This is a genomic window from Glycomyces sp. NPDC021274 (assembly GCF_040641195.1).
Lineage (GTDB): Bacteria > Actinomycetota > Actinomycetes > Mycobacteriales > Micromonosporaceae > Glycomyces.
Genome location: NZ_JBFADC010000007.1, coordinates 213,105 through 238,159 on the forward strand (window position 1 = coordinate 213,105; position 25,055 = coordinate 238,159).

Below are 25,055 nucleotides of genomic sequence, written 5' to 3' on the forward strand. Positions count from 1 at the left end.
ACATATTGGTGCGTAGGCATGGTGCCGAGGCGCGTGAACTGTGTTTGTCGGAGCGTTGCGTTAGCGTGGTGCTTAACCGGTAGCCGCCGACTAGCGGCTCCTCCCGCACCTCTCGAGGACGACCCCGTGGCGAACCCAGAACAACTCGCTCAGTTCATTCGTTTCAGATTGCACGATCTGGGCAGTCAGAACGCTCATCATGAGTTCGAGCATCTGTGCCGGTATGTGACTAAGGCACGCTTCGTCAGCAATGTCATCCCGGCAACAGGACCAGTCTCAGCGAAGGGCGATCAGGGCAGGGACCTTGAGACTTTCAGGACCTACCTGAAAGACGAGCTTCCGTTCTCGGTCGGGTTCCTCGCGTTGGCAACTGAAGACACCGTTGCATGTGCCTGCACCCTCCAGTCAAAGGATCTTCGCACCAAGATCAAGAGCGATCTGGAATCGATCTGCTCCCAGGGCACCCCAGTCGACCGGGTCTACTTCTTCGCCACCGAGGGGCTTGCCTCAGGCATTCGCCATGAGATTCAGGACGAGGTTCGTGCCGAACACGGAGTTGAACTGGAGATCGTGGACGGCGCAGCCCTGTCTGAGCTGCTCGCGAACCACGAGCTTTACTGGATCGCAGAGGAATACCTCCACTTGCCTGCGGAACTGCAGCCTGCACCTCCGGAGCCCGATCCGTCGGTGCCTGCGTGGTATGTGAAATTGCGAGACGATTGGCAAGCCCGGACCGAGCCGCCGAACGCATTTGGCGACCTTCTCGAACTCTCCCGTTGTCTGCGATACGCCACCTTCCACGATGATGCCAGTCGCGATCTCGGTGGCTGGATGCAACTGACTGAGCGGATTCTTAACAGTCACCCTGACCTTGAGATGCGTCAGCGTGTCCGATACGAACTGGCCGTCGCTCATCTTCGCGGCACCGGCACTCTGGTTCCGGCCGAGCAGCACGTTCTCGACTTCTTCGCGGAGCTGGACTCGGTGACCAGCCCGACGTTGCTTTCGGATGCGAGTCGATTGCTGCAATACTGCAGCGCCTCCTCGGTCAGTGGCACTTCCAACTTGACGTGGGCCCAAGTCGCTGCCTGGATCGACCAGACGCGCGAGCGCACCCGGATCTGTTTGGAGGCGAGCCCGCATGACCATGCTCGATCTATCCTGCTTGAAGTCACCGTGACGCTGGCACTGCAGATCGACAACACCCTGATTGCTGAGTACCCGCTTCCTCCAGGGGAGCAGATCGAGATTCCAGTCGGAGAATTCGATTACGGAGACCTGCCCCCAGTCCATCCGCAAATGCCACTCCTCGACCTCGATGGCGGCATGGCTGCGCTGGTCGAACTCGTCGACGCACTGCCCGACGCACGTATGCTCCCGATCGAAGCCCTCACTGAGCGCTTCAGCCTCCTGACACCGATCCTCATCGGTCACGCCCAGTACTCCACAGTCCGGGACGGTCTTGACGCTGTCCTGGCTGCTCAAGGCGCTCACGATAAGGTCGCGCACCAGTGTCTGCAACGTGCAATGCAGCTAGCTCGGACCGGTCAGCTCTTGCATGCGCTCCGTGAATTCCACGAAGCCAAGATCAACTGGTGGCACGGTGACACCCTGCACGAATCCCTCCATGCCATGAACATCATCGCCGACATCTACGGCCACCTCCACATGCCCCTGGCTGCAAAGAAGTACGCTCTCGCCGTCGCGGCAATCGCTATGCAGTCGACCGACGACCACGATCGCTATTACATTCCTCGCGCCCTCTTCCAAGCCGCCAGCTACGACCACCAGGCCGGTGCCTGGATCACCTCGGCCGAGACCACTGCCGTCGCACTCCTCGCACAACTGCAATTCACCGCAGATCCGGTCAACTTCGGCCGCTTCCCCTACCTCAAAGACGCGATCACCCAACAACAAGTCACCTTCATTGCCGCACAACAGCACCGGCCCGCACTAGTAAATCCGCTTCGACAGATCCTTGACGTCGCCGGATTCGGCCAGCATCTTTACGAGAGCATCACCCAATCCGACGAAACCACCTCCTGGGACGAGCAACAGTGGATCGAGTCCGCCGACGACATGACCGCCGCCCCATTTGCTGATGCCGACCGTCAATGGCAGACCCGTTTCTCCGCCCTCGGACTGCGATGGCGAGTCGTGTCCGACAACCACCGCACCTCCGTCCTCGCAGCAGAAGAGTTCACCGCGTCAATGCAAGTACTTCTCGTCGAGCTCGCCTCACTCGACCCGCTCTTCCTTCCTGCCGATCTCGAGATCGAGATCCGAACACCATCCCGCTCCGGGGCCGGAGCTTCCGACCTCGACGCCCAAAGCAGTCAGGAACACCCCGACCGCTGGATCGTCTACGCACCAACAGGGCCAGTCGATGTCGACCGGTGGCCACGGCAGCTGCTGAAAGTCGCGGTGAAAATCCTGATCGCGCACTCCATGCTGCCCGCGCGCGAGTTCCTCGGGCTCCTGAACCAGGCATTCGCGTCCGGCCTCGCCCACAAACTCGAATTCGGACGCCCTTACCGCGAACTCGCCGACCTCAACGGAGCCGACTACCGCAGTCCCGCCGCCGCCGTTCACGTACCATCGCTCGGCGACCCCGACGACTTCCCCGATCGGTGCGCCCCACACCTCAAACCACCCACCACACCAGGGCCCGGCTACTCAACCGAAACTGCTATGGCGGAGGTTCGGGCCCGATACGAGAACCTGCCTCCAGTCTTGCGGTACAGCCTGGCGCGGCTCCAGGCCGATCCCAGCACCTTCGCTGTCTTCTCCGAGCTCAGAACCGACGGCTGGAAGGACTGGCATCTACTCAACGCCCTTGCCAACCTCGTGATAAACGCGAGAATCACCGCGCGCTACGGCACTCACACTGCCGAGGCCATTGAGAGCTACGAGCGGCACCTCCGCGAAGAACAACACCGACCTGAAGCACCAGACGATCCTTCTATCGAACCCAGCGACGTCACACGGGTCTCACTCGAATTCGCCCTAGGTATGTCGGCAACCGCCACAGCGCTCGGATGGGGTCTACAGTTCAACCGGAACCCCATCGACTCCGCATCGGTGTTGACCATCCTCGGCAACCGGTACGGCTACTGGACCGATGACCTCCCGCACAGCGACTTTTTCGGCTGGAGCACCCAACACGATCCAGCCGAGCCCGACCGTGGGTCGTCCAACGACTAGCCTTGGGCCCCGCTCAAAGTCGGGGAGAAGTCATCGAGTTTGACTGGCTGTGTGTGGGCTGGAGGCGCCCAGACTGTCCCCACTCTGTTGAAGCGGTAGAACGGTGTGTCCGGTCTCTTCGTGCCGCTCGTTTTTGAGGTGTGGAGCGGTGATCCGGAGACCAGCAGCAAGTTCGGGCGTGAGCAATTCGAGATCGGACAGTGCGTGGACAAGGTCGGCGGCCAGGATGGTTTGGCTCGCGGCCACCGACGGATCTCGGGCGATAAGCTGCCAGGTCGATCCCCAGGTAGATGCGATCTGCTCGTGAACGGCTTCGCGTTCAGTGACGGGAAGCGCATCGTAGATGTCGTGCGTGATGGCAATGGAGAGCTGTTGTTCTGCAGTCGCGGCCAGGCCGGTGGCGCTTGCGGGAACGTCCGGGCTGTCGATGGTGAGGGCGGCGCTTGCTGCGGCCCACCATGAGTGGTGCCCGGCGCGGCCTACTTCGGGGTAAGGGCCGAAAGGGTGGTCAGGGTCGTCAGTGTTGACGCGGAGTTGGTCGCGGTGGGCGGCGACGAGGGCGATGGCTGTGCGCCAGCGTTCGAAGATGGCTTCGTCAGTGGGGGCTTCGCCGAAGGCCTCGGTCCAGGCGGGTCGTTCGGTGACGGCGTGCTCGGTGAGGTGGTTGACGCGGGCGCCGATGGCGTTCGCGACGTGGCCAAGGTAGTCGCGTAGGTCGGCAGGGACGGCGTCACTGTGGTGGAGTGGGGCGGGTGCGGCAGCCCAGGGGAGCGGGTGGGGAGCGGCCTCAATGGCTTCGAGGCGTTGGTGCCAGGTGAGTTCGTGGCCGGCTTCGAGCGCGAGGCCGGTGAGAGTGCGGCCCTCGGCGAGTTCGTCAATGAGTTCGGTTCCGTCGCCTCCTGCGTTTTCCCAGGCCTTGATGGCCCAGGCGAGGGCGGGCCAGGCTTGCCCGGTGTGGGTGGGGTCGAGTTCGATGAGGCGGGTTTGGCGTTCGATGCGCCATGCGAGGTTGGGTGCGATGGTGTCGAGGCGGTCGAAGTCGCGTTGTGCGGCAGCACGCTGGAGTGCTTCGGAGGAGTACTGGCCGGCTTCCTCGGCGCGGCGCAGGGACTCGATAACGGCGGGCCAGGCCCGCTCCGCGGTGACGCGGTCGGCGAGTTCCGCCCCGAGGACTTCGGTGAGTTCGGTGCGGTAGCGGTCGGTAGCCTGGATCGGTTCGGCCTCGTGAGCGGCGTTGGTGGGGAACCGGACGGGCTTGGGGTGGAGCGCGGTCGCGGTGTCGAGATTCGCTTCGGGGTAATGGGGCCGGAGGAGTTCCCGGTAGCGGGCGAGGTCGGCCGGTGTGGGTTGGGCGCCTGCTGGGGGTGGGGTGTGGCCTTCCATGTGGCCGTTGATGCGCCCGATCAGCACGGCGCTGACTGAACCCGCGTCGTCCACGGGTCCCCGGGCGATGGCGAGCGTGAGGATCTGCTCGGGGTTCCACCCGGCGGCTTCGGCTTTGGCGAGGGTTCCGGCGAGGGCGCCGTGGCCGTTGGCCTCGATGTCGGCCAGGTGCTCGGCGGCGAGGGCGGGTGTGAGAACGCGGGTGATGAGCTCGTTGTAGTGGTGGTCGGCAGCCATGTCGGCGGCGGTGCGGTAGCGGGCGACGAGTTCGTGAAGGTCGCCGGATCGGGCGGTGAGGCGCTGGTCGGTCTCGGTAGCGGAGAGGTTGTCGGGTTCGCGGGCGAGGATCTGTTCGGCGATTTCGCGGGCGGCGGTGGCGTTGGGGTCCCACTTCGGTTTGTCGCCGCGGTGGTCGGGGTCGGCGGGGATCTCGGAGTGGGTGACGGCGTACAGGGTGGTGGTTTCGGCGGCGCGGGTGGCGGCGACGTAGAGGGCGTCGCGGGTCATCTGGTCGGTGAGGATGGGGTGGGCGGTGTCGACGGTCATGCCCTGGCAGCGGTGGATGGTGGCGGCGTAAGCGAGTTCGACATGCTCGGCGACGTACGCCGCGGGGAGCGTGAGGGTCCCGCTGGATTCACGGGATTTGACCTTGAGGGAGCCGTCCGGGTTGGTGGCGGCGACGGTCCAGGTGGCGCCGTTGCGGACGAAGTCCTTGCCTCCGCAGTACTTCAGGTCGTACTGGTTGTGGCGGGTGACGACCCAATCCCCGCGCCCGGCCGTCTGTCCGTTCCCCAGGGCCACGCCGTGCTCGGCGACTTCGCTGGCAGCGATCCGGTCGGCCCTAGCCCACGTGGCAAGAGTGCTGGTATCGGTGTTGGTAAAGGCCATCATCAAGCTGGTCTTCCCGGCCGCGACATCGGCCTTCCAACCGGCATAGGCGGACTGGAGCATGGCGTCCCGCGAGCCGCCGCGCAGGCTACCGCGGTCCTGGAAGTAGTCGAGCCCGGCCGCGTCGCCTTCCCGGAGTCGGAGTGAGGCGGCCGCGAAGACGGGGCCTTGGAAGCGGTGAAGATCGCGCAGTTCGGTTGCGCCGACCTCGGCGGCGATCAAGCGGAGGACGCCGCCGGAGGCGACCGCGCCGAGCTGGCAGTCATCACCAAGCAGCCGCACTTGCGCGCCTGCGTACTCGGCAAGCGCGGTGATGCGGTCGAGGTTGAACGTCCCGGCCATCGACGCCTCGTCGACCAAGAGGACGTCTCCGGGCCGGAGATCGTGAACGGGGGTCATGAGCACGTCGGTGTCGACCCCGGTGCGCTGCTCGGCTTGCGCGGCTTCGACCCTGCGGATTGAATCGACGAGGTCGGGGCCGTTGAGGAGGTTGCCCGGGTTGATCTGCCACAGGAACTTGTCGACGGTCGAGCAGGTGATGCCGAGGTCGGCGGCGAGGACTGCCGCGGCCTGCGCAGAGGGCGCGAGTCCGACCAGGCGTCGGCCTTCGGCGGCCAGGGTCTCCTTGTAGGCGCGCATCGCTGTGGTCTTGCCCGAGCCCGCGGGCCCGATCCCGACTGCCAGCAACCGGTCGTTGGTGGCGAACGCGGTCACGAGCTGCCGCTGTCCCTCGTCCAAGGTCTGGTCGCGTCGGGACTCGAAAGCGGCGATACGTCCGGCGATGGCCTCAGCCCCTGCTGACCACACTGTCGGCGTCTGGGCCGCCTTGACGAGGCGCTGTTCGGCGTCGAGGACGGCTTGGGAGGTGTACCGGTCGGCCTCGTGACGCTTGAACACGGAGGTGCCGTCGCTGCGCTGCAACAGCTCCGGCTCGCTCACCGGCGCGGTCCCACCGAGCCGGATCGATCGCCCCTCGCCGAGCGCCGATTCGACGACCTGGCCGATGGCCTCGCGCTGCGCATTGGGGCCGAGGGCGCCGTGCTCGGCGCGGACCACTCGGGCGGCTTCCGCATGAAGGTTCCACCGGCTCCACGTCGCCCGCTCCTCACCGACGCGTACAACGACCGCATCAGCGAGCCGCGCGACCTCGCGGCCGTCGAGCGCAGTGCTCATCTCGGCCAGCGCGGCGCCGGGGGCTGCACGCTCGATCTCGCCGATGACCGCCGGTCCGAAACGGGCAATGGCTTGACCTGTCCACGCCCTGCGCATCTCCTCGAGCCGACGCGGCGCGTCCTTGCCCTCGCGGGTCTCCAGCGTCGCCTGCTGGGCAAGTTCGCGGGCGGCCTGGGGACTCGGGTCGCGGCCGTGACGGGAGCGGTAGTCGGCGCGCAGGTCGCTGTATCGCGCCTCGATTGCGGTGCGGCGGGCCGAGAAGTGCTTCAGGACGGCGGGGTCGATGCCGTTGATCTCGCGGACGGGTCGGTTCGACTTCGCCGGCCCCGGCCGGTCGGTGAACGCGATGCCGAGCCGCTGGGTCAGTTCGGCTTCGATGGCGGCGTTGTAGGTTTCCGAGGCCGCGACCCCGACCGCAAAGAGCGCGGTGCCGTCGAGCGAGCGCCACTTCCCGTCGCGGCCTTGGATCTTGTTCGCCACGGCGAGGTGGGTGTGGAGGTCGGGGTCGCCCGAGCGGGAATCGTGGTGGTCGAACGCGGTCGCCACCAGCCCATGAGTTTCGATCTGCGCCGCCCCGCCCGCGCCCGAGCGCGTGAACGCTGCGTGCTCTTCGAGCAGCGCGACCGCTCGGCCGGCCGCGGCGTCGTGTGCTGCCTTCACCTCCATCCGTACCCGCTCGTCGGGGTGCAGCGCCCACAGCACCGACACCGACTTGACCGGTGTGAACACCAGGTCGTAACCGGCGACACCGGCCCGCTGCCGGTGCGACTCCTCCCGCTTGACCTTCGCAACCTCCGCTGCGGTCGGCTGCCGTCCGGTCTCGGAGGCGATGTCGCCCAAGCGCTTCGCCACCCGGTCATGGAACGGGTCGAGGGTCTTGTAGGCGGGGAACTTCTGCCCGAGTTTCCCAGCACGCTCAGCAGCGGCATGGACGCGGCCCCGCTCGGTCTTCGACAAGCCCGGGACAAGATGCGCTTCGAGGTAGGCGTCTTGGCGTGCTTCGGCATCGGGGTGGAGCCCTTCGCCGAAGAGGTTCCGCATCTGGGCCTCTTGGACCTGTTGGCCGGGCTCCAGGCTGAGTGCGGCGATGCCCGAACCGGTCCACCGGCCCGGCGGGTTCCCGCCCTGCGTGTAGTAGTCCGCCGCCGACTGCCCGGCCTGGCGCTGGACGTCGCCGCCGGCGGTCTGGCGGGTGAGGTAGGTGTAGCCGTCACCGACCGAGAGCTTGTGTACGGTCATCACCGCGCACCACCCCCGCCCCGCCTATCCGACAATTCCCGAGGATCAAAATTAGCCATTCATGGAGCGGGTTCCAATACCGAATGGTCCTGATTCACGAAACGTGCAAGAGGTGTGTCCTTCATTTCGGCCGGGCGCGTCCTGGTCGACGTCAGTCCTGGTAGAGGCGCTCTAGTGCCGATCGGTGCCTAAATTCGTCCTGGCCGGTCGTTAAGAAATACGGGTAATGCCGAGGGGTCATGGAATTGCGAGAATCGGCGGTTGCGGGATCGGCTGGATCGCGTTTATTGTCGCTATCATGAACGATTTCGAGAGAACACCGCAACCGAGTAAACGCACATTGGCGACGCGTCGCGCTGGCGAGATTCGCCGGCGGCGCATCGCTCAAGTCCGCGAGCGTGAGACACGGATCGAGGGGACCGTGATCGACGTCCTCACCGCGAAGCTCGCTGTCGAGGAGGGGCGTCTCGCCATAGCGGCGGGCGTCCAGGAGCTGCAGCAGCTGGGCGAGACGCAGGAGAGCATCGGCAAGCTGTGCGATCTGACCATCGGCGAGGTCCGCGCCTTCCTCGCCGCCGCTCGCGATCAGGAGAGCGCGACAGCGTAGGCCGGTTCAGCGCTCGACATCGTCGTCCAGGTCGGGTAGTTCGGGCTGGATGTACCGGGTGTCGCCAGTGGCATGGCGGCGAACCGCGGCACGCAGGGACGTGGCGGTGATGGTGACCGGGAGCGCTGCGCGCAGTTCCGCCATGTCCTCAGCGGCGGTGAGGGTTCGCCAGATCGAGCGGTAGCGTTCAGTTTCGGCCTGCCGGAGATGCTCACGGGCAGACTGGAAGGCCGCCTCGGCGGCTTGCAGCGTCGCGAGGACGTCGGTAGAGGTGTCGGGCTCGGACACGGGGAACCTCCCATCAGGATGAAGAAACCCCGCCCGCTGTGAAGCGGGCGGGGCTGGTCGATGTCTGTCTACGCGTTGGCGTGCTTAGCAGTCAGGGCTGAGAGGGCCTGCGGGGAATGCCGGCCTGCAGCGCCTGGAGAAGCATCAACGCGAGCCGGTACTGCGGGCTGGCGTTGAGGGCCTGTTCGAAGGCTTCCAGCGCGAGGACGCCGTTGCCGGATCGGTAGGCGCACCAGCCGGCCGCGGTGAGCGCCGGCACGGCCAGATCGTCCTCGAGATGGCGTGCGACCCATATCCACAGATCGGCGTTCTTGCTCGGGTCAATGTCGCTGGCGACGAGCGCGTGGTCGCGGACGTCCAAGTCCCCGAGCGCGAGCCCGAGCATGGCGATGTCGGCCGCTTCGTTAGGTAGCTCGGCGGCGCTGAGCCACTGGTCCACGGCGGCGAGATCGATCTGGCGCTGGTCGGCCCACGAGAGCTCGGCCTCCGCGGTGACGGCCTCATCAACGGCAGTCGCCACCGCAGCCCGGCGAGCCGGGTCAGCCGGGCACAGGAGTGCTGTGATCGCGGCGCGATCCGGGTGGCGCACCACGCCGGAGGCGGCCAAGGCGGTGCCGATTGCGGAGTGTTCGGGGGCGGGAAGTCCCTCGGTCGGGCAGCAGGAGTCGGCGCAGTTCGGGTTGTAGAAGCGACCGTCGGTGACGCGGATCGTATCGATGACCTTGATCTGGCTGTCACGGAAGTCGAGTGCGGCGCGGTCGAGACAGGCGGTGGCGAGCTCGGTCTCGCCGTACGCGATCAGGACCGCGCCTTCGCAGTCGTTGACCGCGGCCTGCGCGGTGAGCGATGGGAGGCGGTCGAGGTGATCGAAGCTGCCGGGCAGGTCGACCCGGAAGGTGCAGGCGAGCTGACCGTCTTTGAGGCAGACGACGACGAGACTGTGCTCGGGTTCGAACCCGAGCAGGTACGGGACGGCGCTGATGAGGTCGGCCGGTCCATTGAGAGCGAGCTTGGTCTGGATGGTCATGTCGGTACTCCAAGAGGTCGTGAAAGGTAAGCGGTGAATGAAGAAAGCGGGGCGGCCCCCAAGACCGCCCCGCTTCCGGCTAGGCCGCGACCGGCTCGGGCGCGGGCTTCGCGTTGGTGCCTGCCCACGGGTCCTCGACGGTGACCGGGCGGGTCTCCCCGTCGGCGGTGCGGACCTCGGCGTTCGCCACACGCTCCTTGCGGGCGGGGACGACGGTCCCGAAGCGCAAGCTCGCGGCGACGTTCTCGGCGGTGACCTTGAGATGCGCGAACCCGTTGCTCTCCTGAGCGAAGAGGGACCGTGCGGTGACGACCACGGTGTCGTAGCGCTTGAAGCTGGCGAGGACGTTGTCGGCCAGGGCGCCCCAGCAGGTGATGTCGAAGAACTGGGTCTTCCCCTCGGCCCACTTGCCGGAGGAGTCGCGGTAGGTGGGCTTGTGGGCGAGCTCGAAGCGGACGCCCTGGTTGCCGTTCGGGGTCGCGAAGGCCTCGGGGTCGCGGCGGACGATCTGGCCTTCGACGGCGAAGTGGAACTCCATGATGTGACTCCTTGTTGGGGTTGGTGCTGGCGCGGCGGCCGGGGCGTTCCCCGGGTGTTGTGCCGCTGTGGTGAGGCCGCGTCCACGCGGCGAAGACGCCAGGCACGTCAAGGGGGTCCAGCACTTTGTTCGCAGCGACGAAGGAGCGCCTCGGCGAAGAAAGTGCGCAGGCGCCCTTGCGAGCGACGAAGGAGCGGTGACTGGCGGCCGTCGCGTAGCGTCCTCACACCACAGCCGGCACACCCGGGCAGACGTACCCGACTGCGTCAGATGAGTCCGACGAGGACAGCGAGAGGGTGCCCTCGCTTTGAAGGCGTTAGGGAACGCCCCGCAGTGTGGCCGCGCAACACGCGGTGACCGCCGCGAAGAACTCGTCCGAACCGAAGGGCGGCTTCCGAAGTGGGGCACGCGAGTTCCCTGCGCGCCGACATTCTCGGGGATGATGGGCGGGTGACGACTTCATCGACCTCACGCGGCCAGGAGTGCTCTGAGCTGCTCTGCACGAACCCCACTGCGTTCCGGACCCGTTCGCGCCCCGCCTGGTGCGACGCGCACATCACCCAGATCCTCCGCCGAGGAGGCGTTGAACCGCTGGAGCCGTTCGCAACACCGAAGGCTTACCGCTTGACGAAGTGCTTGACCTGCGGGTGCGAGGCGCACTACCGGTTCGAGTACACCCTGGAGAAGAACGCGGTGGACGAGGCGACTTGCAGGGCCTGTTATTGGCGGCAGTGGGGTGAGGAGGCGCGCCAGCGCCAAGGCTTCCATCCGGACGACCTTCCGATCCCGGCGAGCGAGGTCAAGGCCAAGGCCGAAGCGAGCGGATTCGAATACCTCGGTGCGTTGACCGATCCCTCCATGCGCGAGGACCCGCATCTGGTCCGCTGCCGCGGATGCGGTCGACAGAGCGCCGAGCGCCTTGGCGATATCGGCTGGGGCTGCAGCTGCCAAAACAACCGCAAGTCCTCAAGCACGCCCACAGCACCTAAAGGCTCCGCAGCAGGTACCGCGAAGGCGACACGAGCGAAGACCCTCTTCAAAGACTCCGGGCTCTCGGCGGTTGCGTGGTGGGACCACGAAGTCAATGACCCTGCGTGGTGGGCGACGGCAACGCCCAAGGCACGCCGCGAAGTGGCATGGTGCTGTCCTGAATGCGGATTGCGTTTCACCGCGAAGGTGCTGGACATGACCTTCAAGGCGACATGTCCGGACTGCGAGGAGAAGCGGCGGGCGGCATTCCGTGTCGAGTACGAGCAGTTCAAGACCACGCCGGTCTTTGACGTCCCCGAGCTCCTAGCCGCATGGGCGGATGAGGCCGACCCGCGCACCGTCATGGTGACCGGAACTCATGGACTGTTCCGATTCCGCTGTTCCAGTGGCCATCACCCCCGAGTCGACCCATACCGCTACCTCGGCTCCGGTTGCCCCACCTGCAAAGGCCAGGCCACACGCGCGACGAATCGGGCCGCAGCCGACGCCGATCCGGCGTCGATTCGGATCAATCCTGAAATCGCCTCCCAGTGGCACCCGAGTAAGAACGGTCGCCTCCGCCTTGCCGAGATCTCGCCGGACTCCCGCAGAAAGGTGTGGTGGAGGGACCCCAACTGCGGCCACGAGTGGCAGGACACTACGGCGAACCGCGACAAGTACGCGCGACTTCGATGCCCTCAGTGCCGCACAATCCTCGACTCACTCGCCTACCACTACCCCGAGCTCGCCGCAGAATGGGCGCCAGAGAACCCCCTCACCGCCTGGCATGTGCGTCCGTTCGCCTCGACCAACTTCGTGCCCGCATGGGTGTGCTCGACTGACCCGGGCCACCGCTGGCAGGCAGCGCTCGCCTCCCGATCCAACGGCGCAGGCTGCCCCGAATGCCGTGAGCATGGGAAATCGCAGGTCGAGCTCGAGTACTGTGCCGCCGTCGAGCGGGCTTTCGGTACCGCCCGCTCGGGCGAACTGATCCGTCACAATGCGTTCCAGCGGCGATCCTCCTGGACGGTCGACATCTCCGTTGAACTCGCTGACGGGCGCCGACTCGCCATCGAATATGACGGCGCCTACTGGCATGCGGACAAGGCAGACATCGACCGCGACAAATCCATTGACCTGCTCGCCGCCGGCTTTGTCGTCGTCCGTTTGCGCGAGCATCCGCTCGGGCCGCTTCCGGTTCAGGACCGCAGGTATATCGAGTTCACGGTGTACGCGACTGCTCCTGAACCTGAAGGTGTCATCGCCCAGGTACGGCAATGGGCGCTCGATCAGCTTCCGCAGAGCTAACACGACCGTTCTTGGAGACAATGGCGGCTGACGCAACCAGCCAGTTTGACCAGGGCCCCTGGACAGTTCCGGGTCGGCATCACCTTTCGGCGATGCCGACCCGGCTTGCTACGCACCGACCAGATTTGCTTCCGCGGCAATGGCATCGTCGGCAACATCCGGCACGGCGCCATGAGCGCCTGAACTGGCGGAGTCGGAATCGCTATCAACGGCTACATCGGCATCGTGGTCTTCGTCCGCCTCCGTTTTCTTCTCTTTGAGCGCCTCGATGATCGACTCGTGAAGCTGTGCCTCAATCTCGGCGAGCTCGTAGCCCTCGGCCACGATCAGATCGAGGAAGGCCAAGGCGTGCTCGAAGTCGCCCCAGCGGCTGACGGCGCAGCTCTTCAGGTTGTCCTCGCATCGGGCGAGCCAGCGGGCGACGGCTGCGCGAGTGAGTCGGTCGAGGCCGGCGTTCTCGGGGAGCTGGTCGATCGGGCAACCGCAGAGGGTGCCGGCGAACTCGCGGAGCTCGTTATAGGGCATGTTCATGCGCGTGCCGGCAAGTTCGCGAAGCGCGGGACGGAGGAGGCGCTTCGCTCCCTTGGCGTTGCCGAACCGGGCGAGCAGGAATTCGCGCCGGACGGTAGTGGCGGCCTCCCACACGGAACGGCGGGCCGCCTCCTCCGCCTGGAGTGCTTCCCGGTCGGCGTTGAGCGCCGCCCACGTGTCGGGTGCGGGTTGGAGCCCGACCGCTGTCGGGTCGGGGCAGTAGAAGACGGGCTTGGGTGCGTAGTCGCGGTTGATGTAGGCCGCGAAACCCGGCTCGCTCTTTACCTCTTCGACTTCGACCGCGTTGCCATCGGCGTCGACGAGGTGTTCGATGAGGATCGCGGTGCCGCCTTCCGAGGCGAACTTTGGCCGCGGAGTGACTTTGACACCGGCGAGGACGAGTTCGGCTTTGAGCCGGTCGAGTTCGTTCTTGGCGACCTGGCGGGCACGCTCCTCGGCAATGGCGTGCTGGTAGCCCCAGTAGCCGGCGCCCTTCTTCATGATCCGCTCGATCGCCTTGGGGTCGTGGGCGAACTCGGTGAGCGTGGCGGCTGAGACCAGGTCAACCTCACCGGAGTTCGCGGCCTGCTGTATCTGCTCGGGGAGGCCGCGAAGTGTCAGTGACTGCTGGACGCGCTCGAGGTCGCGGCCGGTCGCTTGAGCGATCCGCTCAGGCTGCCAATCGAGGAGGGTGAGCTGCTGGTAGGTCGAGGCTTCTTCGAGGAGGGTGAGGTCGTCGCGGTGGAGGTTCTCCACCAGCATGGTGACGAGCTGGTCGCCGGCGCCGGGGTCGTCGACGACCACGCATGGCACGCTCTCGAGCCCAACTTGGATGGCGGCGGCGTGGCGGCGGTGCCCGGCCACGATGGTGTGGCGGCCTTCGTCATCGGCGGGGAGAACGACGAGGGGTTCGATGATGCCGAGGTATTCCACGGTCTGCGCGAGGGCGTCGATGTTCCGCAGCTCGGCGTGCGCATTGTTCTCGTGCGGGACGAGCAGCGCAGGCGGGATCTGAGTGAGCTCCACGGGAGTCTCCAATCGAGTCGGCCGCCTTCCCGATCGGGACGGCGGCGCTTGCTGAGGGCCCGGTCCCTCAGCCGCGAAGCGGCTACCCTTGGGCCGGCCCGGCAAGTGCCGCCATCTCAGCGTTCGTGGTCGAGTCGGATCGAAGCCCAGCTCGGCGGCCTACCTCCCTTGGCCCCATCTGCGATGTATCCCTGGATCTTGGCCGCAAGACAAGTGCAGTTCCCCCTGGAACACGTGATGGATGCCCTTAGCTGTGACCGTCCATTTCGCGGTGATCTCTTCAACGTGGTCGTCCGTCGCCACCGCGAAGACTTCACTGCACAGATCAGTGGACTCGCCGGGCAACTCACCAACCTGCCAGGCGATCACTGCTCCATCGGACGATTCCTCGATGTCGATCGAAGATGTGGCACTTCCGAAATTGGGAAGGACCGGATTGATCCGATGCAGCATTCCATATCTGATATCCCCGTACCGGTAGGGAACATCGGGAAGCAGTTTGAATGCATCGAAGGATCCGCCGTGATCGCAGTATGCGGTATCCGATTCCATCAGCACGATGACCCTGGGCGGGAAGGCCACCCGGACCCGGACTCCTTCGAGATACTGCAGTGATTCGTTGCGGACGAGCAGCCGTCCGCGCGCTAGTTCATATCTGAGGAACTCGTCAGTCACCTCGTCGACAAGTGCTTTCGATGCGTTTCGCCATGCCTCGACCTCGGCGCGGAACTCCTTCATACTCCTGGAGTCTGACCTCCAGGACGCCGCTTGCAGCGCGAGGGCGTGGATTCCAGGGCCGAGAGGATGGTTTTGCGCGGGACTTGGCCCCAGATCGGAAAGCAGGGAATCAGCTCGGCGGTCGATTTTGACTCCCAGAAGCTCGCGAAGGCCTTCTGTGTCGACACGATCGAAGGTCGCGTCGTACTCGACATCGATCTTCGCCCCGGTGTGCGGTGCGCGTGATCGGCGAAGGTCCAGCTGATCCAGGTCTTTGCCCGTTGCGGGCCGGGTCCTGCCCGGGACGCGTACGAAGATGTCTCCATCGCGGACGTTCAGCGTGGATGCATTGTCCTGAAATTCCTTGCGGCACGGGAAGGACCGGTCGCCCCATTGCGGCGGGTTGACCACGAAGGCGAGCACGAGGCCGTCTTCGTGGTTGATGAACTGATAGTCCCAATGGGGGCCGTCAGCACCCAAGTAAGGCTCGATCAGCTGCGCAAGGACCGCGCCGTCGACCGCTTCGGTTCCGACCACCGTGGCGTTGTCGATGCCGACCAGAATGATGCCGCTGCCGCCGAGGTGCTTTTGAGCGATGTCCGGCATCCGGTTGGACATACCCAGGATCGCTCGAGAGACGATCACGGCCGACCGCTTCCGAGCCGACTTTTCGGCGAAGGACAGCGCGCCCTTGAGCTCGAACCAGTCGACCTCGGCTAGGTCGCCCAAGGAGGTCGCGTACGCGACGAGGGCGAGCCATCCAGAGGTTCCGGTAGGCAATCGCGAGAGGTCAGCTTCCATGCATTGATTCTTCACTATGGGCCCGACACCTTCGGCATGCTCGAGGTGTAGGAGTCATTCAGGCCAGCGGCAAGTGCCCTGGGGAGTAGACGAACGTCGCGTCCGCTGAGAGCCTCGAGATGGTCCTGGTAGAAGGTTTGTGCCTTAGCGATCGTGAGTCGCTCTAATCTCGAGTTGTGCAGGATGGCGTGTCGCTTTGGCTGCGCGAAGCTGTTGAGGGTGTCCACACGGTTGTCCATCGGCTCGGCTAGCCCGAGGTCCGAGAGGCAGGCGAGGGCGACCTGCTCCAGGAGCGTCAAACCTGATGGAGTGAGGATCGCGGTATAGCGCGGGTCGAACGAGGTCGAGCGCGGGTCGCAGACTGGCGCGGACTTGTGAGGCCGGTGGATCAGGTGGCGAGTGTGGGGTCCGGTGACGTAGGCGCCGTGGCAGAACGCGAGATGGACGTCGTCTCGGATCTCCTTGACTGCGTGAAGGTGTTGCTGGGGGAACAGCAGGAAGTCTCCGCGCTCGAGGTCGCTCGCGGGTAGGAGCCGGAGTTGTCCAGGGAAGCGGTGGGAGTGGAGATTGCGGCTGGTGTGCTTGGCTCGGTTGGCGCCGAGGCCGTCGATATCTGCTTGGAGCTGCTCGATGAGGGCGCGCGGGTCGCGTAGGGACTCGTTGGGATCGCAAGTGCCGCAGGCGCAGTCGAGGGCATGTAGTTCCTTCATCGAGAAGCCCTGCTTGCGGTTCCAGGGAGTGGTGACCTGGTCCCAGGCGTCGGGGGTGGTCTGGTGTTCGAGGAATTCGACGAGTACGCCGTCGTCGCCGAACAGGCTGGTGATGCGGGCGGGGTAGTAGAACGGCCAGGCGAACGGTCTGGAGTCGGTCGGGGTGCGAGGTGCGAGGAAGTTCGGGCGGGCCTTGACGATCTCGCCTTCGGCGAAGCGATGGGCTGACATGGCAATGGACTCCGTTCGTGATTCGGGGAGGAAACGGGCCGACCAGCATGGTGCTGATCGGCCCGGAATCCGGGTGCGGATGTGGGAGGCGGGGCATCAGCCTTCGGGCCGGTCGACATTGCTGGTGGTGAGGTGCTTGCCGATCAGGGCCGCGATATCGCCGGCCAGATCGGTTGGTACCTGGTCGAGCTCTATGTCGATCTCATCGGCACGGGAGAGGACGCGGAAGGAACCGCCCCAGGAGCCGGGCATGCTGAATCGGGTATAGCCCTCGCCGTCGTGCTTGTAGGGGCCGGCACCGGGTATGAGCGCTTCAATCCCAGCGAGGACGACCGCGATCGCGGCCTTGCGATCGCGCTCGGCAGCGAGCGCTGTATGGACCTCGGCAATGGCCATGTCGTAGGCAGGTGTGAGCAGCCGACGCTCGACTTGACCGGCGATCTGGGAGGCGGGACGGTCGGCGGCGACCGTCGTCTCCTGAAGCTCAAGGCGGGTACGGGCGCTGTAGCCCTCGGGCAGGTGCGCCGTGATCACCACCCGCCAGACAGACGCCTTCTGCTCAGGCCGGACCGTCAGGCGGCGATCGCCAGCGCGGATCGCGACGACATGCTCGTGCGGGTCGCAGCGGACCCAGTCTCCGGCAAGATGCTCGACGAGCCCAGTGGCGCACCGCTCGGCGATCTGACTGCGCTGGCGTTGCTCCTCGTGCCAGGTGAGGTGCTTGGACATGGGAACCTCCAATGGATCGTCAGTGCTCGGCCTGAGGTTTGTCGGACGCCGGCTGAACCGGGAGTTCCCAGGCGGCATGGCGGATCTGGGTGACCAAATGGTCGGTGGCGGACTCGATCTGCTCTCGGCGAAGAGGGTTATCGAGCCGGTTCGAGGCGATGCGGGAGAGGATGAGGACGTTCAAAGCGGTCTCGCGCAGGAGCTTCGAAATCTGAATCTGCCTGCGGACGTTGGCAAGCGCGGTGATGGCGTCGGCGAGTCGGTCCAGGGCGTCGTCAGGTGTGGTCACTGGTCGGCTCCGTTCTTGAGTTCACGGCCGATGAGCTCCGCGATGGATTCGATGAGGCCGACGGGTGCGTTGCGCACATGGAGATCGGCGGTCTCGGCGTCGAAGCCGACCCGCAGGCTCGTGCTGAAGAGGCCGGGGCCGCGGCAGCCCGCGGCTCCGGTCGGCTCGTGTGAGTCCCGCACGCTGCCGGGCAGGTGAGCTAGGAAGTGATCGACGACCCTGCCGCGTGCGAGATCCCTTTCGGCTTCCCGGTCGAGCTCGGCCTTCACGAGAGCGCATTCGGTCTCCAAGGCCGGCAGCAGGCGCCGTGCAACCTCGGCGGCGACGGCCTTGACGTTGCGGTCAGCGGCGAGGGTGATTTCCGGGTGCGTCCCGGCATCGACCTTGGTCCAGCCTTCGGGCAGCTGTCCTTGGATGCTGACCCGGGCTCGGCCGGCCCGCTCGTACCCCCACAGGTAGAGCTCGTGGCCACCCGCGGTGATGCTCGCCTGGGCGTGTATCGACTCGGTACGTCGCCACTCGCCGTCCAAGTGCTCGCACAAGCCGTCGGCGAAGCGAACGGCGGCGGACTCGAGCACGGCCAACGGGATGGTGTTCGACATGATCGGCTCCTTCCGGATCTGGGCCACGACCGGTGATGGTCGCGGCCGGATTGACCCGACCGCCCACCCGGCGGCGAAGAGGGAAGGGGCACAACACGACGGAGATGAAGTGGCCAGTGATTCGGACGCAACGGCCCCTGACCGCCGCCGGGTATCCTGGCGGCGGCAATCCGAGCCCGCGAATCGTGCAGAGCCAGGCAGCCACGTCGATTTGAGTGCCACTCGCAGGACCTGCAGATGGTGGGCGATGATCGAGCAGGCGCCCTCTGACCGAATGCCGTGCTCTTGGCAGATGGGGCTAGGGGAGTATCCCGTCTGCGATCAGCTGCATCCACTGCTCCAGCACGGTGATGAACGCGTCGAGGTCCGGCGTGGCGTACGAGGCGCGCTCGTGCTCCCAGTCCGGGTCGAGGATGACGACGCGGAAACCGGAGCCGCCGTACCAGCCGGCGTCGATGTTGACCTCACGGGACTGGAGGCCGCCCTTCGCCGCCACTTCCCGCGCGGTCAGCCACGGTGGAGGTGTCGTACGTGCCCAGTACAGGTCCTCGGAGTCGTTGGCCTCCACCCTGCCGTCCGACAGGCGGCGGGCCGAGAGCTGGTTGTAGACCACGGTCCAGCCGGCCGGAACCCGCAGCGGGAGGAGGCTCCAGTCCTCGGAAACGGCTGCTGCCAAGGGGGAATCGAGGGGGAGCCGGAAGATCGGGTCCATGGACCGCAGCGTAGTGGAGGGGTGGCGAGCGCCGGATTCGCAGACGGGTCATCGAGTCCGCGCTGCACGCATCAGGGTTGGCACGAACCGGAGAGCTCGAGCACGCCGGCGCTGTTGCGGTAGAGGCCATCGCAGCGAGCGGAGCGCTCCAGTCGTTTCGAGCCTCGCACGCGCTGGCGGGAATGATGGCGGAGCTACTCCCGCATCGGAACCTCGGCGCTGTCAGGGACGTCTTCGAGTTTGCTCGATCCGCTGCTCCGGTCATTCCGTCGTTGTCGGAGAAGTCCCAGAGCGGTTAAGCGCCGCGCGAAACGCGTCGACCTCCGCTTCGAGGACGCTGGTCTTCACCTTTGCGCTTGAGAGGTAGTGCCCTCCGTCCGGGAATCGGAGGAGTTCGACCTGCTTCCCGTTGTCGCGTAGGCCGTCTGCTAGCTCAAGCACGTCATCGACGGGCACGACCTTGTCGTCGTCGCCGTGGATGAGCAGCACTGGGATGTTGACACGGTCAGCCTCGATCGGTGTGCCTCCGAGCGCTCGTGCGTTGGGTCGATGGAACCGCGGTGTCGCTTCAGCCCATTGCGCCGGATCGACGATGGCGGATCGGGCGACGGCCAGGGTGAACGGATTGTCGGAGAGGCAGGCGGCGTTCAGTGCGGTGAATCCTCCGGCGCTCGCTCCGATCAGGAACACCTCGCCGGACGTGGTGCGGCCTGTAGCGAGAGCCCATCGCGCTGCGTTCGCGCAGTCGACGGCGTCGAAGTCTCCCCAATGGCCGTAGAGCGAGTGGCGGAAGGCGCGGCCGTACCCGGTGCTGCCGCGGTAGTCGACATCGATGACGGCGAAGCCCTGCTCGGTGTAGTACCAGAGGTCGGCGTCGAGGCGCATTTCAACGTGATGGGTGGGGCCGGGATGCGCGCGGATGATCGTCGGGACCGGGCCCTGCATGTAGCCGCTGGGCGGATGCCAGACCAGGGTAATGGGGGTGCCTCCGGATTCGAAGGTGTGGATCTCGGATTCGGCGCTAGGAGGCTGAATCTGGGACTCGGAGGAGCGTACGAGGGCCGGGTCTTGGGAGTGTTCAGGATCGATGAGGGCGATCTGAGCGGGGGAGCTCGGTGAGGATCCGATGATCGCTACCCGATCGCCGAGCGCGGCCAAGTAGGGCTTGATCGAGGTGAAGGGGATTGGGATCTCACGAGGTACCGCATCCGGCGCACCGATGAGGAGCCTGGCGGGCGGGCCTTTGCGGGCGAGCATCGCGACTCGTCCTGTCTCGAGGAACGCATAGCTGGAGTAGCCGAGCTCCCATGGGGCCGCGGCGCAGTCGGCCTCGACCGGAGCCACTGGTTCGACCTTGCCAGAGTGCCATCGGTACAGGTTCCACCAGCCAGTCCTGTCGCTGAGGAAGTACAGGTGACCGTCGGGTCCCCATTTCGGTTCTACTGCGGATTCCTCTGGACCGCCGGCGAGGAGCGTGGGGGAGGAGAGCCCCTCTCCAGGGACGTAATCGGCGCTCCAAATCTCGCAGTGATTCCAGGGGGCAGCGTCTTCAGGCCACTGGGCCCACGCGATTCGCGTGCCGTTGACGACTGGCGAGGCCAGGAATGGTGCCCGGTGGATCGTCCTGGTCGCACCTGAAGCCGGATCGATCTCGAGCAGCTCGTCGCTGGTGCCGTTGTCGCAGACGGCGAGAATTCCGTCCTCGGAGAGAGCGAGCGCTCCGAGCTGCCCTGGTCGGTCAGTGACCTGGGTATTCGACGTGACGTTCCAGATCTGCCCTGTGTCGCTCGCGACCGCCAGGAGCCCCAGCGCGGTCACCGCAAAGGACCCACCGCCGTAGGAGTGGGCAGCGCTACCGACATCAAAGGGATCTCTGGTGACCTTGGCGTCCTGCGGCGACCAGCTGGCAATCGAGGCTCCCTCGCGATCTGACTCGATCCAGTAGAGCCGACCGTTGAAAGTCTGCAGCTCGTCGACGGCAAGGACCTTCGATGCGATGTCGCCCGAGATCTCGCTGGAGTCCGTGTCACCCACGTACCCACCGTACGTCAGCAACGGCGAGGTGATTCTCCGAGACCGCAACTGCCAGAGAGCTGAAGGGAGCTGGGGTTCGACATTCGCTCCCAGGATCCAGTTCATATCGGAGTCGGAAGCGTCGATGCGGACAACTGGCTTGTCCGCATCTGAACCATTGGCTCGCGCATTGACCGGTGGGTTAATGGAGTCAGCGGCGAGACCAGCAGGTCCTGCTGCCAATGGCGGGCCGTCGCCCGAGCTTCTTCCGCACACGTTCGACGGGCCGCTTCACCTGCACAACCGAAAGGCGATCCGGTGACACACGAAACGATACTGGCCGACCTTCCGGCCGAGGTCGATCGACCTGACGGCGGAGCCGAGCTGCTCGGTGACGCGTTGCCTTTGGAGATCGTCAACATCGACGGGCGCCAGTTCACGATGATCTGGTACTACCTCAGCGGCGTCGATCGCCTCTCGCTTGCATCGAGAGACGGCACGGCCGGCGTGATCGAAGGCCTCGAGGGGCGGAGGCCGCGGCTCCTGCCCGATTGCGACTGGTCGGCGTGGTTCGAGGAGCACGGCCGGGCCGAACGCGTCATCGCTGCCGCCGGACGCCAATGGCAGCACCGCGGTGAGATCGTCGCGGACCGGGCACTGGCTGAAGGCGGTCAATCGTGAAACTCCGGCTGCGTCGAAGCGGCAAAGCAGGGGCATCCGGAACCGAGACTGAGATCGACGGGGAGCAGTTCGTCCATCTCGCCGTCGGAACCTCGCTCGGGAGCTTCATCGAAGCGGGTTTGCGGGTCGAGGTGTTCTTGTCAGGAGAGCAGCGCCTGTGGCTTCGGTGTCGCCCATCCAGAGCCGATGGTGATTTCGAAGCAGTGGACATCGGTTCGATCAGGTGGAGCGACTGCCGGACTCCGTGTCTCGATCCGGTCCCGGATTGGCTCGAAGCCAACTCGTGGACGTCGACCGTCCTCGTCCTCAAGTCGGCCGTGCTTCACCGGGCCGTAGTACGTGGTGAAGCGCTCGACCCGACATTGGGGATCGAGATCAACGCCGCCCTCGGAGACTTGGTCTACCAGGCCGAGGCGGTCCACCAAGGCCGCTGAACAGCGGCCGGGTCGCCGCGAGGTGGGTCGCGGCGACCCATTCCCGTCTTCCATGCGAATCCCTACCCCTCCACCCCCGAGAGGATCGTTCCGTTGACGCTCAGAGCTGCTGTCGTCGGCCTTGGCTCCCAGGCGAGAGAAGACCACTTGCCCGGCCTGGCCGCATCCGACGCCGTCGAACTCGTCGCGGTCTGCGACGACAACCCCGAACTTGTCCGCGAGCTGCAGTACCAACTGCATGTCAAGGGCTACACCGACTACCGCGAGATGTTCGCCGGCGAGGCACTCGACCTGGTCGTCGTGTGCGTCCCGCACCATGTCGGGCGCGAGGTCATCGAGACCGCTGCCGAGCACGGCGTGCATGTGCTCAAGGAGAAGCCGTTCGCCACCAGCCTTGACGACGCCCGCGAGCTCTCCGCGATCTGCGATGAAGCTGGCATCAAGGTGATGGTGACGCTCCAACGCCGCTTCAACCCGATTTACTCGAGCTTCACCCAGCTCTCCGATCAGATCGGCACCCCGATCGTCGTCGACGCCCAGTACACGTTGCACATCGACGATCCCTCGGAAGGCTGGCGGGGCCGCGTCGCCCAAGCTGGCGGCGGGTGCGTCATCGACATGGGCTATCACCTGGTCGACATGATCCTGTGGTACTTCGGCCTTCCCGACCGGATCCTGGCCGACACCTCCGCCACCGCGCGCCCCGACCGGTCGTACGACGCCGAGGACACCGCCCTCGTCCACTTCTCCTACGAGACAGGGCTGTACGGGTCGTTGCTGCTGTCGCGCTTCATCGGACCCAAGACCGAACAGATCCGCCTCGTCGGTTCAAAGGGCATCGTCGCGCTCGAGCGCGGACGCATCCGCCGCCTCGACAATCACGGCGAAGTCATCGAATCCCTCGCCCGCGAACAAGCCTGGCCCGCAGCCGCGACCGCGCAGATCGATCACTTCGCCCGCGTCATCGACGGCACGCGACCCAACCCGAGCGCTCCGGCCGATCACCTCGCACACCTGGCATTCATCACCGCCTGCTACGAATCGGCGCGCCAGCGCGCCTCCGTCAACCCGAAGGAGCTGCTGTGACTCCGTCTCCGCTCGCCCTGCTCGGCGGCAAACCCGCCATCGAGCAACCCGGCCCGCACTTCGCCTGGCCCCCAATCACCGACACCACACACAAAGCGTTGACCATCCAACTCTCCCAGAGCATCTCGATCTACGACCGCTCCGGTGTCATTGCCGAACTCGAGGACGCGCTGGCCGATTACTTCGGCGTGCAGCACGCGTTGCTGACCAGCTCGGGCACGGCCGCGCTGTACTCGATGTACGCGGCGGCAGGGATCGGTCCGGGCATGGAGGTCATCGTCCCGGCCTACACGTTCTTCGCCACCGTCACCCCGCTCCTGCACCTGGGCGCGACCCCGGTTCTGGCCGAATGCGATGAGCGCGGCAACCTCGATCCCGCCGACGTCGTCGCCCGCCTCAGCCACCGCACCAGAGGCATCGCGGTCACGCACATGTGGGGCACGCCGGCGGAGGTGACCGAGCTCAGAAGGATCGCCGAGCTGCATCGGTTGCGGTTGTTCGAGGACGGCTCGCACGCTCACGGCGCCACCGTCAACGGCCGCAAGGTCGGGACGTTCGGTGACGCGGCAGCCTTCAGCATGAACGGCCCTAAGCCGCTCTCGGCCGGCGAAGGCGGGTTCCTGCTCACCGACGATCCCGAGATCTACCAGCGGGCATTGCTGCACGGCCAGTACAACAAGCGGTGTCGTTCGGAGATCCCTGAGACGAGCACGCTCTACCCCTATGCGGTGACCGGCATGGGTCTCAAGCACCGCATCCACCCACTCGCGGCTGCGATCGGCCTGGAACAACTCGGCCAACTCGATGAGTTCCTGGAGGGCCGCGAATGGTTCGCGGCCCGTCTGCGGGACGGAATTCGGGAAGTGCCCGGGATCGAACCGATCGAGCCCGCTCCTAGCGACACCTCATCCTGGTACGGCCTGATCCTGCGGTACGACCCTGATGAGCTCGGCGGGCTCGGCATCGACCAGTACTTCGCCGCCGTCCAAGCGGAAGGAGCCATTGAGGCCGACCGGCCAGGCTCGACCTGCCCGCTCAACCTCCTCCCACTGTTCCAGAAGCCAGGACCGCTGTTCCCCAACCTCAGGGGTCGCTTCGCCTATGCTCCAGGCCAGTTCCCTCGAGCCGAGGCGTTCCACCGCAACACGATCAAACTCCCCGTCTGGCACCGAGCGAACGACTTGGAGCTGGCCGAGGCCTACATCGCCGCATTCAAGAAGGCCAGCGACCATCACAACGATTTGCTCGAAACAGGAGAACAACATGGATGACCAGATGATCGACAAGTTCACCGCACAGGCACAGCGCGACGGTATCGTCCAACTCGTCGTCGGCGCCGTGATCGCCGACGGCGAGAAGATCTTGTTCCTCAAACGACCCGCCGACGACTTCATGGGCGGCATCTGGGAACTGCCCAGCGGCAAGGTCGACCAAGGCGAACGCCTCGACCTCGCGCTCGCTCGCGAGGTCAAAGAGGAGACCGGGCTCGACGTCGCCGAGATCTCCGCGTACCTCGGGCACTTCGACTACACCAGTGGCAGCGGCAAACCCAGCAGGCAGTTCAACTTCGCCGTCAAGGCAACGACCATCAGCCCCGTTCTCCTCACGGAGCATGACGACTTCCAGTGGGCTGCAGTCGATGAGGAGGTCCCGGTGACCGATGCCGTGAAGTTGGTACTCGCGGAATACATCGCTTGACTTAGATTCCCTCGACAGCTGAGCGCAGTTCATGGGGGGAGAACACCTCGAAGTTTCTGCTTCCATCGTCGGACGGCGAGATCCACCATGTCGAGGCCCGCGAGTTCGACCTGGCCACGGTGACCGAGGCCGAGCACGCGAAGGACGACCGCGCGCAGGTCGTTCGCCACA

General features: G+C 65.7%; 20 protein-coding genes. 8 read left to right on the plus strand and 12 right to left on the minus strand.

All coding sequences use genetic code 11. The annotated features are described in order from the left end of the window. The first annotated feature begins 126 nt into the window (after positions 1–126). Positions 127–3,204 (plus strand): hypothetical protein, encoded by a 3,078-nt coding sequence (locus AB0I03_RS17400; protein ID WP_360413629.1) that lies wholly within the window; start codon positions 127–129, stop codon positions 3,202–3,204. A 30-nt stretch (positions 3,205–3,234) separates the two neighbouring features. Here the strand turns inward: AB0I03_RS17400 and mobF are convergent, their stop codons facing one another. Further along, positions 3,235–7,887, minus strand: coding sequence for a MobF family relaxase (mobF, locus tag AB0I03_RS17405; protein ID WP_360413631.1), 4,653 nt, complete (start codon positions 7,885–7,887; stop codon positions 3,235–3,237). 298 nt (positions 7,888–8,185) lie between these two features. Between mobF and AB0I03_RS17410 the strand changes: the two genes are divergently transcribed. Next, on the plus strand, positions 8,186–8,494 hold the full coding sequence (locus AB0I03_RS17410) for a hypothetical protein (RefSeq protein ID WP_360413634.1): 309 nt from the start codon (positions 8,186–8,188) through the stop codon (positions 8,492–8,494). 6 nt (positions 8,495–8,500) lie between these two features. Here AB0I03_RS17410 and AB0I03_RS17415 read toward each other — a convergent pair whose 3' ends face one another. The 3 genes from AB0I03_RS17415 to AB0I03_RS17425 all read right to left on the minus strand — a co-directional run bounded on the left by AB0I03_RS17415 (position 8,501) and on the right by AB0I03_RS17425 (position 10,347). Beyond that, a complete protein-coding gene (locus AB0I03_RS17415; RefSeq protein WP_360413637.1) occupies positions 8,501–8,782 on the minus strand; it encodes a hypothetical protein in 282 nt (93 codons plus the stop codon). 91 nt (positions 8,783–8,873) lie between these two features. Beyond that, the gene (locus tag AB0I03_RS17420) at positions 8,874–9,809 is read right to left on the minus strand and encodes a DUF4192 domain-containing protein (protein ID WP_360413640.1); all 936 of its coding nucleotides are present in this window, start codon (positions 9,807–9,809) and stop codon (positions 8,874–8,876) included. 79 nt (positions 9,810–9,888) lie between these two features. After that, the gene (locus AB0I03_RS17425; RefSeq protein ID WP_360413643.1) at positions 9,889–10,347 is read right to left on the minus strand and encodes a single-stranded DNA-binding protein; all 459 of its coding nucleotides are present in this window, start codon (positions 10,345–10,347) and stop codon (positions 9,889–9,891) included. Positions 10,348–10,797: 450 nt separating this feature from the next. Here AB0I03_RS17425 and AB0I03_RS17430 point away from each other — a divergent pair, with 450 nt between their 5' ends. Beyond that, on the plus strand, positions 10,798–12,624 hold the full coding sequence (locus AB0I03_RS17430) for a zinc-ribbon domain-containing protein (protein WP_360413646.1): 1,827 nt from the start codon (positions 10,798–10,800) through the stop codon (positions 12,622–12,624). Between the two features lie 108 nt (positions 12,625–12,732). Here the strand turns inward: AB0I03_RS17430 and AB0I03_RS17435 are convergent, their stop codons facing one another. From AB0I03_RS17435 to AB0I03_RS17470, 8 genes are all read right to left on the minus strand, one after another. Then, positions 12,733–14,181, minus strand: a complete 1,449-nt coding sequence (locus tag AB0I03_RS17435) for a ParB/RepB/Spo0J family partition protein (protein ID WP_360413649.1) — start codon at positions 14,179–14,181, stop codon at positions 12,733–12,735. A gap of 159 nt (positions 14,182–14,340) precedes the next feature. Next, positions 14,341–15,699 carry a hypothetical protein gene (locus AB0I03_RS17440; protein WP_360413651.1) on the minus strand — a complete coding sequence of 453 codons (1,359 nt, stop codon included), beginning with the start codon at positions 15,697–15,699 and terminating at the stop codon, positions 14,341–14,343. A gap of 14 nt (positions 15,700–15,713) precedes the next feature. Further along, on the minus strand, positions 15,714–16,640 hold the full coding sequence (locus tag AB0I03_RS17445) for a hypothetical protein (protein ID WP_360413654.1): 927 nt from the start codon (positions 16,638–16,640) through the stop codon (positions 15,714–15,716). Positions 16,641–16,736: 96 nt separating this feature from the next. After that, a complete protein-coding gene (locus tag AB0I03_RS17450) occupies positions 16,737–17,369 on the minus strand; it encodes a hypothetical protein (RefSeq protein ID WP_360413657.1) in 633 nt (210 codons plus the stop codon). A 19-nt stretch (positions 17,370–17,388) separates the two neighbouring features. Next, positions 17,389–17,658, minus strand: a complete 270-nt coding sequence (locus AB0I03_RS17455; protein WP_360413660.1) for a hypothetical protein — start codon at positions 17,656–17,658, stop codon at positions 17,389–17,391. Next, the gene (locus AB0I03_RS17460; protein ID WP_360413663.1) at positions 17,655–18,260 is read right to left on the minus strand and encodes a hypothetical protein; all 606 of its coding nucleotides are present in this window, start codon (positions 18,258–18,260) and stop codon (positions 17,655–17,657) included. The genes AB0I03_RS17455 and AB0I03_RS17460 overlap by 4 nt, the downstream gene beginning before the upstream one ends. Positions 18,261–18,558: 298 nt before the next feature. Then, on the minus strand, positions 18,559–18,972 hold the full coding sequence (locus AB0I03_RS17465; protein WP_360413666.1) for a hypothetical protein: 414 nt from the start codon (positions 18,970–18,972) through the stop codon (positions 18,559–18,561). 261 nt (positions 18,973–19,233) lie between these two features. Then, on the minus strand, positions 19,234–21,006 hold the full coding sequence (locus AB0I03_RS17470) for a prolyl oligopeptidase family serine peptidase (protein WP_360413669.1): 1,773 nt from the start codon (positions 21,004–21,006) through the stop codon (positions 19,234–19,236). A 297-nt stretch (positions 21,007–21,303) separates the two neighbouring features. On the opposite strand from AB0I03_RS17470, the gene AB0I03_RS17475 reads away from it, so the two are divergent. From AB0I03_RS17475 to AB0I03_RS17495, 5 genes are all read left to right on the plus strand, one after another. Then, positions 21,304–21,666 carry a hypothetical protein gene (locus AB0I03_RS17475; protein ID WP_360413672.1) on the plus strand — a complete coding sequence of 121 codons (363 nt, stop codon included), beginning with the start codon at positions 21,304–21,306 and terminating at the stop codon, positions 21,664–21,666. Then, complete coding sequence (locus AB0I03_RS17480) at positions 21,663–22,100, plus strand: hypothetical protein (RefSeq protein WP_360413675.1); 438 nt, start codon at positions 21,663–21,665, stop codon at positions 22,098–22,100. The genes AB0I03_RS17475 and AB0I03_RS17480 overlap by 4 nt, the downstream gene beginning before the upstream one ends. A 93-nt stretch (positions 22,101–22,193) precedes the next feature. Next, positions 22,194–23,186: a Gfo/Idh/MocA family oxidoreductase gene (locus AB0I03_RS17485; RefSeq protein WP_360413678.1), complete on the plus strand. Its 993-nt coding sequence runs from the start codon at positions 22,194–22,196 to the stop codon at positions 23,184–23,186. Continuing rightward, a complete protein-coding gene (locus AB0I03_RS17490) occupies positions 23,183–24,457 on the plus strand; it encodes a DegT/DnrJ/EryC1/StrS family aminotransferase (protein WP_360413681.1) in 1,275 nt (424 codons plus the stop codon). Before AB0I03_RS17485 ends, AB0I03_RS17490 begins: the two co-directional genes overlap by 4 nt. After that, positions 24,450–24,884, plus strand: coding sequence for an NUDIX hydrolase (locus tag AB0I03_RS17495; RefSeq protein ID WP_360413684.1), 435 nt, complete (start codon positions 24,450–24,452; stop codon positions 24,882–24,884). The genes AB0I03_RS17490 and AB0I03_RS17495 overlap by 8 nt, the downstream gene beginning before the upstream one ends. The last annotated feature ends 171 nt before the right edge of the window (positions 24,885–25,055 follow it).